Annotated in this window: 17 protein-coding genes and 1 pseudogene; all 18 read left to right on the top strand. The window is 71.9% G+C overall.

Annotation, left to right across the window (positions count from 1 at the left end; all coding sequences use genetic code 11):
* Positions 1-268: pseudogene (locus tag ACFZBD_RS33115) on the top strand (hypothetical protein); the annotation flags it as partial.
* A 26-nt stretch (positions 269-294) separates the two neighbouring features.
* A complete protein-coding gene (locus tag ACFZBD_RS33110; RefSeq protein WP_391146978.1) occupies positions 295-831 on the top strand; it encodes a VUT family protein in 537 nt (178 codons plus the stop codon).
* A complete protein-coding gene (locus ACFZBD_RS33105; RefSeq protein ID WP_391146977.1) occupies positions 800-1,432 on the top strand; it encodes a hypothetical protein in 633 nt (210 codons plus the stop codon). The genes ACFZBD_RS33110 and ACFZBD_RS33105 overlap by 32 nt, the downstream gene beginning before the upstream one ends.
* A 68-nt stretch (positions 1,433-1,500) precedes the next feature.
* Positions 1,501-2,922 carry a hypothetical protein gene (locus ACFZBD_RS33100; protein ID WP_391146975.1) on the top strand — a complete coding sequence of 474 codons (1,422 nt, stop codon included), beginning with the start codon at positions 1,501-1,503 and terminating at the stop codon, positions 2,920-2,922.
* A 72-nt stretch (positions 2,923-2,994) separates the two neighbouring features.
* Positions 2,995-3,636, top strand: a complete 642-nt coding sequence (locus tag ACFZBD_RS33095) for a hypothetical protein (RefSeq protein ID WP_391146973.1) — start codon at positions 2,995-2,997, stop codon at positions 3,634-3,636.
* 40 nt (positions 3,637-3,676) lie between these two features.
* Complete coding sequence (locus tag ACFZBD_RS33090; RefSeq protein WP_093820482.1) at positions 3,677-3,901, top strand: hypothetical protein; 225 nt, start codon at positions 3,677-3,679, stop codon at positions 3,899-3,901.
* 146 nt (positions 3,902-4,047) lie between these two features.
* Positions 4,048-4,488 (top strand): hypothetical protein, encoded by a 441-nt coding sequence (locus ACFZBD_RS33085; RefSeq protein ID WP_391146972.1) that lies wholly within the window; start codon positions 4,048-4,050, stop codon positions 4,486-4,488.
* Positions 4,485-4,709 (top strand): hypothetical protein, encoded by a 225-nt coding sequence (locus tag ACFZBD_RS33080; RefSeq protein ID WP_391146970.1) that lies wholly within the window; start codon positions 4,485-4,487, stop codon positions 4,707-4,709. Before ACFZBD_RS33085 ends, ACFZBD_RS33080 begins: the two co-directional genes overlap by 4 nt.
* Positions 4,706-5,005, top strand: a complete 300-nt coding sequence (locus ACFZBD_RS33075) for a hypothetical protein (RefSeq protein WP_391146968.1) — start codon at positions 4,706-4,708, stop codon at positions 5,003-5,005. The genes ACFZBD_RS33080 and ACFZBD_RS33075 overlap by 4 nt, the downstream gene beginning before the upstream one ends.
* The gene (locus tag ACFZBD_RS33070; RefSeq protein ID WP_391146965.1) at positions 5,005-5,913 is read left to right on the top strand and encodes a hypothetical protein; all 909 of its coding nucleotides are present in this window, start codon (positions 5,005-5,007) and stop codon (positions 5,911-5,913) included. The genes ACFZBD_RS33075 and ACFZBD_RS33070 overlap by 1 nt, the downstream gene beginning before the upstream one ends.
* Positions 5,910-6,056: a hypothetical protein gene (locus ACFZBD_RS33065; RefSeq protein ID WP_391146964.1), complete on the top strand. Its 147-nt coding sequence runs from the start codon at positions 5,910-5,912 to the stop codon at positions 6,054-6,056. The genes ACFZBD_RS33070 and ACFZBD_RS33065 overlap by 4 nt, the downstream gene beginning before the upstream one ends.
* Positions 6,057-6,066: 10 nt before the next feature.
* Complete coding sequence (locus ACFZBD_RS33060; RefSeq protein ID WP_367497234.1) at positions 6,067-6,606, top strand: hypothetical protein; 540 nt, start codon at positions 6,067-6,069, stop codon at positions 6,604-6,606.
* Entirely contained in the window at positions 6,603-7,247 is a 645-nt protein-coding gene (locus ACFZBD_RS33055) for a hypothetical protein (protein ID WP_367497232.1), read from the top strand. The genes ACFZBD_RS33060 and ACFZBD_RS33055 overlap by 4 nt, the downstream gene beginning before the upstream one ends.
* Positions 7,248-7,473: 226 nt before the next feature.
* Positions 7,474-7,650, top strand: coding sequence for a hypothetical protein (locus ACFZBD_RS33050; protein WP_391146961.1), 177 nt, complete (start codon positions 7,474-7,476; stop codon positions 7,648-7,650).
* 165 nt (positions 7,651-7,815) lie between these two features.
* Complete coding sequence (locus tag ACFZBD_RS33045) at positions 7,816-8,082, top strand: hypothetical protein (RefSeq protein WP_093820469.1); 267 nt, start codon at positions 7,816-7,818, stop codon at positions 8,080-8,082.
* 65 nt (positions 8,083-8,147) lie between these two features.
* Positions 8,148-8,426: an HNH endonuclease gene (locus ACFZBD_RS33040; protein WP_391146959.1), complete on the top strand. Its 279-nt coding sequence runs from the start codon at positions 8,148-8,150 to the stop codon at positions 8,424-8,426.
* A gap of 157 nt (positions 8,427-8,583) precedes the next feature.
* Positions 8,584-9,165, top strand: coding sequence for a helix-turn-helix domain-containing protein (locus ACFZBD_RS33035; protein ID WP_391146958.1), 582 nt, complete (start codon positions 8,584-8,586; stop codon positions 9,163-9,165).
* A complete protein-coding gene (locus tag ACFZBD_RS33030) occupies positions 9,131-10,690 on the top strand; it encodes a terminase (RefSeq protein WP_391146955.1) in 1,560 nt (519 codons plus the stop codon). The genes ACFZBD_RS33035 and ACFZBD_RS33030 overlap by 35 nt, the downstream gene beginning before the upstream one ends.
* Positions 10,691-10,710: the final 20 nt, after the last annotated feature.

Here is a 10,710-nt window from a genome sequence, read left to right as displayed (position 1 = left end):
CACCCATCACATCACGGAGGAACCCATGAGTCCCGCAGTGACGGCCGCCCTGGACCGTACCCGCGCCCTTCTTGACCAGCCCCCGCCCGACCCCATCCCCGGCCAACTCGACCTCCGGAGTCCCGATATGCCCGACCGCCCCGCCAACTTCCCCGCCCTTGCGGTTGCGTGCCCGACCTGCGGCAGCCAGCCCGGGGTGTTGTGCACCAGCCACGGCGGGACCCGGGTCCGCCGGCACGACGTGCACCGGGCCCGCAACACCCGGTGACCACCACCCACCACAGGAGCACCCCGATGCAGCACCCCGCCACCGGCCCCGCAGCCCTTACCGGGTACATCGGAGCCATCGCCGCCGCGAACTGGCTCACCGCCCGCCACGGCATGGTCCCCGTCGGCCTCGGTCTCACCACCACCGCCGGGACGTTCGCCGCCGGAGCCACGCTCCTCGCCCGCGACGCCGTACAGGACACCCTCGGCCGCCGGTGGGCTGTTACCGGGATCGGCATCGGTACCGCACTCACCGCGGCCACCAGCCCCGCCCTCGCGTTCGCCTCCGCCGCCGCGTTCCTCCTCGCCGAAGCCACCGACATGGGCGTCTACACCCCGCTCCGCACCCGCGGATGGGCGCGGGCCGCCCTCGCCTCCGGGGTCATCGGCGCCCTCGTCGACACCCTGCTGTTCCTGTACCTGGCCGGGTTCCCGGTTACGACCGCCACCGTCGGCGGCCAGCTCGTCGGCAAGATCCTGTGGGCCACGCTCCTGCCCGTCCTTCTCGTCATCACCGTGAGGAGGCGGCGGCATGCTCTACCTCGGCACACCGTCCGGGCCTGACGTGCGCGCCGCCATGTCCGCCGGACTCCTCGGCTGCATGACCACCCCCGCCCAAGGCAACCGCATCCCCGACCACGCCCTGTACGCCTGCGACAACGGGAAGTTCGGCAAGGGCTGGCCCGGCGCCGACCGGTGGTACACGTGGCTGGAGAACACCGCCACCCGGTACGGCCAGGACCGGTGCCTGTGGGCCGTCGCACCCGACGTCCCGTTCGACGCCGCCGGAACCCTGACCGAGTCCCTGCCCTGGCTGCCCCGCATCCGTGAGCTGGGCATCCCCGCAGCGTTTGCCGCACAGGACGGCTGCGACCAACTCGGCATCCCCTGGGCTGAGTTCGACGTGCTGTTCCTTGCCGGGTCCACCGAGTGGAAAACCGGGCCGGTCGCCGAGCGCCTCGCCCGGGAGGCCAGGGCCCGCGGCAAGGCCGTGCACATGGGCCGGGTCAACAGCCGGCAGAGGTTGCGTACCGCCGAGTGGTTCGGATGCGACACCGCCGACGGCACCTACCTGGCGTTCGGCCCGGACACCAACCTGCCGAAGCTCACCAGCTGGCTGGACGAGCTGCACCACACCCCGTCGCTGTTCGGCGACGCCGCATGACCAGCAGTGCGCCCGCCCCGGCGTGTATCCGGGGCGGGCGCCCCACCACCGTACCGACAGGAGCCCTGATGCCCACCACACCCACCCCCGCTGACCGCCCCGCCGACCAACTGCGCGCCGCCGCCGAGAAGCTGCGGGCCGCTGCTGCGACCGCCACCGAAGGAGCGTGGGCGATCTGGCGCGACCTTGACCACCAGGGCTACATCACCGTCGGCGACGCGGCCGGTGTGATCATGCCCCCTGCGCTTCAGTCGTCCGGGGAGTGCAACCCGGTCGCCCACGTGTACATCGAGGAAGACGCCGAGCACATCGCCCTGCTGCACCCCGGGGTCGGCCTTGCCCTGGCCGACTGGCTTGACCGTGCGGCCGCAGAGTACGACGCCACGGTGCGCGGCGCGGCTGGGGTGTGGTCTGAGCCCGGCGACGAGCGCGAGCGGGACGCGTGGGTGGGGCAGCAGACGAACCAGCACGCCCTGGTGGTGGCCCGGCAGCTCCTCGGCACCACGACGTGCCCCCAGTGCGGCACCAGCGGGGCGTGCAACGGCGGCCCGTGCCCGCTCCTCGGCACCACGAGCGAGGCGAAGCGCAACGAGATCCGCCAGTCGTACTCCGAGCTGGCCGCGCAGGCTCGCGAGGACCGAGACCACGAAGGCGCGGCGGACGTCGAACTCAAGCTGCGCGATCGCGAGGAGCAGTGGCGGCGCGAGGACGCTGCCGCCGTCGAGACCGCCGAGGAGCGGGAGCCGATCCAGCTTCGGTGGGGTCTCGACGACGTCATGTACGGCGACGACGACACCACCACCGTCCTGCTGTCCGGACCCGGCGGTGAGCCGTACTGGGTGGAGCTGGACCCGGAGCGCACGGCCGCGCTCCGGAACGCGCTCGCCGGACCCGAGAGCACTGCCCCGCCCGCGCCTGCCGACCGGGCCGCGACCCGGGACCGCATCCGCCGGGCGATCGGCGAGGCGTCCGGGTTCACCTGGCTGCCCGACGAGCTGATGGAGCCCGACGAGTACGGGGAGCACGCCGACGCAGTCCTCGCCGTACTGGACGCACCTGCCGACCGGGCAGCCATCCTCAACGAGCGGGCCGCCTTCCTGGAGGGCGTACTCCGCGACTCGGACCCGGCCAGCGACCCCCGCTACTGCCAGGCAGTCCACGACGTCGCCCTCGGGCTCCGCCGTCTGGCTGGTGAGGCTGCCGCCGGGGCACACCACCCCTCGCCCCGCATCCGGCTCGACGACCTCACCAGCGACGCCCTCGACCAGCTGTACGAGCGGGCCGAGCGGCTGCACCGGTCCCGCAACCGCTGGGCCGATCACGCCGGACGGCTACAGGACCGCGCCCTCACCGCCGAGGCCCGTGTCCGCGAGCTGGAGGCCGCCCTCAACAGGGTGCGAGCCCTCGCCGACATCGCCCCCACCGGAGCACAGGGCCCGACCTTCGCCGCGATCGACCTCGCCATCCAGAACAACCTCCCCACCACCTGACCCCGTCGGCCGCCCGGACCCCACCCGGGCGGCCACCCCGCACCCCGTCCCACCGCACGATCAGGAGCAACCGTGGACCTCTGCCAGCTCTGCGACCAGCCCGACCCCACCGGCGGCCAGCTCTGCCCCACCTGCACCCGAGCTACCCGCGTCCGCCTGGAATGCCTCCCCGCCCTCTACGACGGGCTGTTGCCCTTCCTCGCCCCGACCTCAGCCGTTGGCCAGGGACGGGCCAGCAGCCCCGTGTACGCCCCGCTGCCCGTCCGCGAGGACATCCTCGACCTCCGGGCCCCCGGCGGCATCGTCGGCGTCGCAGAGGGCTGGCTGGCCGCCGTCCGCAAGGAGCGGGGGATGCGCCCTCTGGCCCCTGTCGGGTCGGTCGAGGGCCGCCTGAACGCCGCCGTGGCCGGGCTGCTCGCCAACCTCCCCTGGATCGCCGTGTCGTGGTCGGAGGCCGGCCTCTTCGCCGGGGAGATCCGGGCCCTTGCCCGTGACGTCCAGTCGATCGTCGCCCCCGCCGTCGACCAGGTGCGCGGCACCCGGATCGGGACCTGCCCGGCGGTCCACGACGACGGCGGGGTCTGCGGTGCGGTGCTCCGGCTCGGCCACGGCGAGACCGTGGTGACGTGCTCGTGGTGCGGCATCACGTACCCGCCGGCCATGTGGGCAGGGCTCAAGACGCTCATCGACGCCGACGCCCGCGCCGCAGCCTGAACGCTGGACTATCACACCCCCCTGTGATAGCGTCAGCGGCATGAACAAGGACCCCTGGCGGGCCCGGTTCAGACGGGAAGACGAGCTGGTGGAACAGCTCCAAGCCCAACTACTGGAAGCCGCCGAACGGCGCGGCGCCGCACTCGCCGAAGGACTCGACGAGCTGGGCACCGTCTACAAGGTCGCGAAGGACGTCGGCAAGAGCTACACCGCCGTCTCCAACGCGATCAAGAAGTACCGGCCCCAGGGCCGCACAACCGAATAGAAACGGGGCCGGACGACAGCTCCCCGGGTGGTGGAACACCCAGGAGCGGCCGCGTCGCCCGACCCCTAACGCACCGAGGCGTATCAGCGCCCCGGCACTTGCCCAGAACGAGAGAGAGCCTCGTCATGGACCTTCGGCATCTTCGCATGCCCGCTGCCCAGAGCAGCACCCCGCCCGACCGGCGTCTCATCGCCGTCGGCATCATCGGCCGCGCCGCCAGCCGCACCGTGACCATCATCCGCACCGCGGACGGCGTCACCGGCACCGTCGCCAACGGCTGCCCCATCTGCCGCCGCGTGGTCGGCTGCACCTGCCTGACGCCCACGACCCCGGCCCCGGTCATGCAGCCGTTCGACGACGACAGCGACGACGCCTGCCCCCTCTGCGGCGACTGGACCTGCACCTGCGGCACCCCGACGTCGCACACCGACGCCGCGCGAGCCGTCCACGAGAAGCACTGCGACCGCTGCCGCACCCTCACCCAGGACACCGGCACCCGCGCCGCCGCGACCGGCGCCTTGATGCGGCGCCGCGACCGGCTGACGCTCGGCCTCCACCACACCCCCCGCCCGGCGGTGACCGCATGAACACCGACCCCACCACCTCGTACACCCCGCTGTACGCCCCGGAGACCGACGCCTCGTGCGCCCTCCCGCTGGACATGGCGATCGACGTTGCCCGCGAGCAGCTCGCCGAGAGCAGCACCGCGAACATCCACGACCACCAGGCCATGCTCCGCGCCGCCGTCCAGCTGGAGATGCGCCTCCGGCAGCTCGTCGCCGCCCTCGACAAGGAGGCCAGCCGATGAGCGGCGCCGCCTTCGCACTCGGCATCTGGTTCCTCCTCACCAAGCCGTCCCACGCGAACCAAATCCTCACCTGCCTCGCCAGCACCCTCCAGTCCGAGGACCCGCTCAAGCCCCTCACCCTCGACACCCTCAACGCGTGCTTCCTCGCAGCGTCTCTGGCCCTCACCGCCGGGCTCCCGGCAGTCGTCGCCGACGAAGCCACCGAGATCGCCGCCCAAGCCCTCCCGACCATCCACCCCGGCGAAACCCCCGACGCCTACGCCCTCCGCATTAACGACGCCGCGAGGAACATCTGATGGCCCGCCCCCGCGTCTTCTACGGCGCCGCCACTCTCGCCGGCCTCTCCCTCATCTGGTCCGGATACGCGATCACCGACCTCATGGAGTCCGGACCGTTCGGCCTGTCCGTCGCCGTCGCCGGTGACATCGGCTGGCTCACCGTCCTGTGGGCCGAGTACAAGCGCATCGGCCCCCGCTGGGCCGCGCCCCTCGCCGGGTGGGCCATCGCCCTTGGTGTCGCACTCCTCCTCGTCCTCCACGGCGCCCGAGCCGACAGCGCCGCCCAGGCCATCGCCGGACCGTTCGTCGTCATCGTCGGCAAGATCGTCTGGTCGTTCGCGCTCTCCGCGCTCCGCGACCCCGCCGCCTTGACGCCAGAGCAGGAGGCCGAAATTCACGGGGTGCTGCGCGACAGCGAGTACGCCGCACGCCTCCACGAAGCGACCCGCCGCAAGGAGCAGCGCGAGGCGGAAGCGACGATCGAGCGGATCCAGCAGCAGGCCCGGATCACCGCCGCCCGCGACCGCGCCGACTTCGAGATCACCCTGGAGCGGCTGGAGATGCGCGCCGAGATCGAGCGCCAGTCACCCTTCGCGCTCGCCATGAGCGACCAGCCGATCGCCCCGATCGCGAACACCGATCACGAGCCCGAGCAGATCGCGAACACCCCGATCACGCCCCCGATCACCCCGGCGAGCACCCCGCCCCCCGCGCTCGCCGAACACGCCGCGACCAGCGCGAACATCGATCGCGAACAGCCGAGCATCGCCGACCTCGCCCGCGAACACGTCGCGAACACCCCGAACAACACGGACGCCGTGGACGCCATCTGCGCCCGCCGCCCCGACGCTGATCGGCAGTCCGTCGCCGCCGCTGTTCGCCGTGCTCGCCGCAACGCCGACGGCATGAAGGGCGGCTACGGATGACTGCCCTCGGCTTCTTCGCGGGCGTCGCCCTCCTCGCCCTCACCGGACTCTGCGCGCTCGCCGCCGACGAGGTACCCCGCCTCCTCGGCACCCTCACCCTCGTGCTCACCCTCGCCGCACTCGCCGCGGCCATCCCACACTGAGGACCACACCGTGAACCTCGGCTCGACCGCCGTCAGCCTCGGCGGCATCACCTTCGGCACGATCATCGTCGTCCTCGTCACCCTCCGCTGGTGGAAGAAAGGCGGCGGAGGCAAGAAGAGCGACGACGGGGGAGGCCGCGACTGGAAGCAACTGATCCCCTTCGCCGTCGCCCTCGCTTTCGGCATCCTCGCCGTTCTCGCCGCCGGCCCCGTCAGCGCCCTCGGCCTCATCACCCGCCTCGGCCTCTGGGGCGGCGACGGCATCGGCTACGCCTACCTCGTCTGGGGCATCGGCGGGAACAGCCCCGACGTCACCCGCGCCAACCCGGTCGTCCTCACCGACGGCGGCTACATGATCTTCGCGATCTGGACTGCCGTCATGATCGGCCTGTACCTCTGGTCAAGGAAGCTCCCCCGCCTCCAGACCGCCCTCGGCATCCTCGCCGGAATCCTCCTCGGACTCTCCCAGGGCATCGCCGGGATGGCCGCCGTCCCCCTCGCCTCCGCCGTCAACGTCGCAGGCTCCTGGTACGCCGGAGTAGTCCAGTGAACCTTGCACCCCACGTCACCCGCATCGGCACAGGCACCGCCCGCGCCGCCCGCGCCTTCTGGGACGACGTCGAACCCAAGGAACGCCTCGCCCGCCTTGCCGCCCTCGCCGCCGTCTGCTGGGTCGTCGGGGGAGTAGCCCTCGCCGAACGCCGCGCCCTCTGGGCCCTCCTGACCGCCTGGTGCGTCACCGCCTGGTGGGCCGGGCGCCCCACCACCGCTGGCGAAGACGGCGAACAGAAGGAGGAGGGCGTCGAAGACGGCCCGGACGCGGCAGACATGGCCGACATCGTCCGCGAACTCGGCACCGGCACGGGCGTGCTCCTCACCCGCCTCCGCGACCAGCTCCTGGACGAGTACGAGGGCCGCGGCTGGACCACCAAGGACGTCCGTGCCCTGCTCGCTGAAGCAGGGGTCCGTGTCCGGGAGGGCGTGCGGGTGTCCGGTGTCGGTAACGGGCCGGGAGTCCACCGGGACGACGTTCCAGCCCCCCTCTCCCCGACCACTCCCCCGGGTCCTGTTGGTGTTGTTGCCGCAGGTCAGGGCGCCAACACCAACACCAACAACGTGGTGGTGACCCGCGACGCGAGCGGGGCTCAGATCACCGTCACCCCGATCCGCAAGGACGTGAACGCAGCATGATCCGAGACCTCCTTGCCGCCCTCGGCCTCGACTTCCCGCCGCTCCCGTACTGCCCGCAATGCGGCGGCCACTACCCCGCCCACACCCACTAGCCCCCACTGTCAGTCCCCGGGCGTAGCCTGACCGCATCAGGCACCACCCACCCGGATCGCGAGCTGGCTGCCGCGCTACGGACCGAGCCCCGCCAACACCCCGTCGGCGGGGCTCACCCATGCACACTGGACCCATGCGCCCCGTCCTCGTCGACCTCTACGCCGCCCACACCGCCACCGGCATCCGACCCGGCACCCTCCGCGTCTGGCTCCACCGAGGCAAACTCACCCACCACGGCCACGACCACGCAGGCCGCACCCTCATCAACCTCAACGAGCTGACCAGCACGCCCACCACCAACGCAGCTTGACCAGCAGTCACAGCGGGTGTAACACTCAACCCGTGTTCGGCATGCCCGAACAACCCCAGCCCCCGCCACCACGGGGGCTTCGTCATGTCACAGGACGATGACACCCCCATCACACCACCCCCACATATGGAAGCGTGGCGCCTTCACCACTGCTCAGGGGGCCACATGGGGTTCATGAACGACGCCAAGGCGCAGGAAGCCGGCAAGCGAGCACGCGAGGCCTACAACAAGGGCGACTACGTCCTCGTCTACAAGTTCATCGAGGCCACAACCAACAGCAAGGCCACCGCACCCATGACCGGCATCGCCGACCAGATCCAGGCCGTCGAGTCCGCCGGATGGATGCTCCAGAACATGGCCGCCGCCGAAGGCAAGGCGCTCACCGGCGAACGCATCGCCCTCGTCTGCCTCTTCCGCCGACGCAACCAGTAGCCGCATCCACCACGGCCCGGCCGTGCCCAGCGCACCGCCGGGCCTCGGCATGCTCGGAGGTGGCCATGGCCGGACGCACCGACCTCACCGCCTACGGCTACCGCAAGGCCCGCGCCGCCTTTCTCGCCGCCTCCGACATCTGCCACCTGTGCGGCCACCCCGCCGCCGACGTCGTGGACCACATCACCCCCGTCGCCGCCGGAGCCGACCCCCGCGACCAGGGCAACTGGGCACCCGCACACGGCATCAACCGCTGCCCCACCTGCGGCCGCAACTGCAACGGGGCCAAGGGCGCCAGCACCCAGGCGCCCCGGCTCAACACCTCACGCGACTGGTACGCCTGACACCAAGGCAACGCATCACCGCAGGTCAGAGCGCCACGCCGGTTGTGATTATTTGAGGCAGGCTCATCCCAGCCCCGCGCCCAGCTTTTATTTTTCTCCCCCCGGCCCTGACCAGCCCGTATGCGATCTCTGATACCCGGACGGCGGGAGGTATGCCATGGCAGCCAGGCCGCTGGAGATCGGCGAGGCCGGCGTGTACGCGGGCCTGGCGATTGCCCGGTTGCGGGAGGCCCGCGGGTGGGACCAGCAGGGTCTGGCCGAGCGGCTGTCGGTGGCCGGCCGCCAGGTGTCGCAGCCGATCGTCAGCCGCATGGAGGCCGGGACCCGGCGCATCGACATCGACGACCTGGTGACCGTGGCGGACGTCCTGGGGGTGTCGGTGGTGGCCTTGCTGCCGCTCGCCCCTGCCGCCCCAGCGCCCCTTGCTGCTGCGGTTCCTGCCCGGTCGGATGACGCGGGGCCGGTGGAGGCGGCGTTGGCCGACGACATCGAGGCCCTGGGCGATCTCCAGGACATGGAGCCGACTCACGCTGCGGTCGCGTTCCGGCTGGCCCGGCAGATGGACGGGATGCGGCCGGTGGCGTGCGAGGAGTGCGGGGCGACGGTGCAGGTGCCGAACGATCCGCGGATCCTGCCGCAGCTGGCGAGGGAGTTGCGGGCCACGGTGGCCGCGCTGGTGGAGGGGCGGGCCGTGGACGATGACGATGACGACGACCTCGCTGACCTCGGAGCCGTCTGAGACGTGGGCGCCGCCACCGGAGTTTGCCGCGCAGTGCCTGGACCTGTACGGGCTGACGTGCCCGCCGCGCTGGGGCACCCCGCGCCGGCCGGAGTTCCCGAGCCTGGGCCCGAAGGCGTGGGCGGTGATGACGCGGCTCGGGTTCCCTCCGATGCCGTGGCAGAAGTACGTGATGGACGTCGCGCTGGAGATCGACCCTGCCACGGGCCGGTTCGCTCACCGCGAGGTGGGCCTGAGCGTCAGCCGTCAGCAGGGCAAGACGCAGCAGATCCTCGGCGTGCAGGTCCACCGGATCGCGGCGTGGCCGCGACAGCGGGTGGTGTACGCGGCGCAGACCCGCGGCATGGCCCGCACCCGGTGGGAGGACGAGTTCGCCGAGACGATCCTGGCGTCTCCGCTGGCGAAGCGGATCCGGGTCCGCAAGTCGAACGGCAACGAGGCGATCATCTGGCGGGCGACGCGCTCCCTGATGGGCATCACCGCGAACACGGAGAAGGCCGGGCACGGGCCGCCGCTCGATCTCGGCGTCATCGACGAGGCGTTCGCCCACGAGGACGACCGGCTGGAGCAGGCGTTCAGCCCGGCGATGCTGACCCGGCCCATGGCGCAGTTGTGGTGGGCCTCGGCGGGTGGCACGGAGAAGTCCGTGTGGCTGAACAAGAAGCGGGCCGCGGGCCGGGAGCACATCGAGCGGTTGTGGGAGACCGGCGAGCGCCCGTCCGTGGCGTACTTCGAGTGGTACGCCCCGGACGACATGCCCCGGGACGACCCGGCGACGTGGCGGGCGACGCTCCCGGCGCTGGGGCACACGGTGACCGAGGACATCATCCGTGCGGAGCTGGAGAAGATGGACCCGGCCGAGTTCGACCGGGCCTATCTGAACCGGACTCGGAAGGCGACACCGCCCACCGACCCGAACGTTCCAAAGGGCTCGTGGCCCGGCCTGGCCGACGCGGGCAGCAAGGCGGGCGGGGATGTGGTGTTCACGGTCGACGTCTCCCAGGACCGGGCGCACGCCTCGATCGGTGTGGCGTCGGTCCGTGCCGACGGGCGGGTCCATGTGGAGCTGGTGGACCGCCGCGGCGGGACCGCGTGGGTGGTGCCCGCGCTGGTGCGGCTGAAGAAGGCTCGGGACCCGCTGCTGGTCGCCATCGCGTCGTCCGGGGCCCCGGCCGGGTCGCTGATCGACGACCTGGTGAAGGCCGGGATCACCGCCCCGGCGGACAAGGAGCATCCGCACCGCGGGCATCTGGCGGTGCTGCGAACGAACGACATCGTCGAGGCGTGCGGGCAGATGGCCGACGCCATGACCCAGGGCCTGCTGGCCCACGTTGAGCAGGCGCCCCTGACCGCCGCGGTGAACGGGGCACGGACGCGCCGGGTCGGAGACGCGTGGACGCTGGACCGCACGAAGTCCCTGGCCGATGTGTCGCCGTTCTTCGCGGTGACGATCGCCCGGTGGGCGCTGCTGGCCAAGGGGCCGGCCGTACTGGACGACTACGACACGAGCAGCTCGGTGCTGTGAGGAGGGATCTGTGGTGGGCC

Source organism: Streptomyces sp. NPDC008121 (assembly GCF_042957155.1).
Taxonomy (GTDB): domain Bacteria; phylum Actinomycetota; class Actinomycetes; order Streptomycetales; family Streptomycetaceae; genus Streptomyces.
This window is presented reverse-complemented; position numbering and strand designations above follow the sequence as displayed.

What these genes read in the sequence shown, in the direction of transcription:
- ACFZBD_RS33085 (WP_391146972.1), top strand. Translation starts at nt 4,048, where the DNA reads ATGCCCGCTGCCCAGAGCAGCACCCCGCCCGACCGGCGTCTCATCGCC.
- ACFZBD_RS33040 (WP_391146959.1), top strand. Translation starts at nt 8,148, where the DNA reads ATGGCCGGACGCACCGACCTCACCGCCTACGGCTACCGCAAGGCCCGC.
- ACFZBD_RS33090 (WP_093820482.1), top strand. Translation starts at nt 3,677, where the DNA reads ATGAACAAGGACCCCTGGCGGGCCCGGTTCAGACGGGAAGACGAGCTG.
- ACFZBD_RS33030 (WP_391146955.1), top strand. Translation starts at nt 9,131, where the DNA reads ATGACGACGACCTCGCTGACCTCGGAGCCGTCTGAGACGTGGGCGCCG.
- ACFZBD_RS33075 (WP_391146968.1), top strand. Translation starts at nt 4,706, where the DNA reads ATGAGCGGCGCCGCCTTCGCACTCGGCATCTGGTTCCTCCTCACCAAG.
- ACFZBD_RS33100 (WP_391146975.1), top strand. Translation starts at nt 1,501, where the DNA reads ATGCCCACCACACCCACCCCCGCTGACCGCCCCGCCGACCAACTGCGC.
- ACFZBD_RS33045 (WP_093820469.1), top strand. Translation starts at nt 7,816, where the DNA reads ATGGGGTTCATGAACGACGCCAAGGCGCAGGAAGCCGGCAAGCGAGCA.
- ACFZBD_RS33035 (WP_391146958.1), top strand. Translation starts at nt 8,584, where the DNA reads ATGGCAGCCAGGCCGCTGGAGATCGGCGAGGCCGGCGTGTACGCGGGC.
- ACFZBD_RS33080 (WP_391146970.1), top strand. Translation starts at nt 4,485, where the DNA reads ATGAACACCGACCCCACCACCTCGTACACCCCGCTGTACGCCCCGGAG.
- ACFZBD_RS33105 (WP_391146977.1), top strand. Translation starts at nt 800, where the DNA reads ATGCTCTACCTCGGCACACCGTCCGGGCCTGACGTGCGCGCCGCCATG.
- ACFZBD_RS33050 (WP_391146961.1), top strand. Translation starts at nt 7,474, where the DNA reads ATGCGCCCCGTCCTCGTCGACCTCTACGCCGCCCACACCGCCACCGGC.
- ACFZBD_RS33065 (WP_391146964.1), top strand. Translation starts at nt 5,910, where the DNA reads ATGACTGCCCTCGGCTTCTTCGCGGGCGTCGCCCTCCTCGCCCTCACC.
- ACFZBD_RS33110 (WP_391146978.1), top strand. Translation starts at nt 295, where the DNA reads ATGCAGCACCCCGCCACCGGCCCCGCAGCCCTTACCGGGTACATCGGA.
- ACFZBD_RS33070 (WP_391146965.1), top strand. Translation starts at nt 5,005, where the DNA reads ATGGCCCGCCCCCGCGTCTTCTACGGCGCCGCCACTCTCGCCGGCCTC.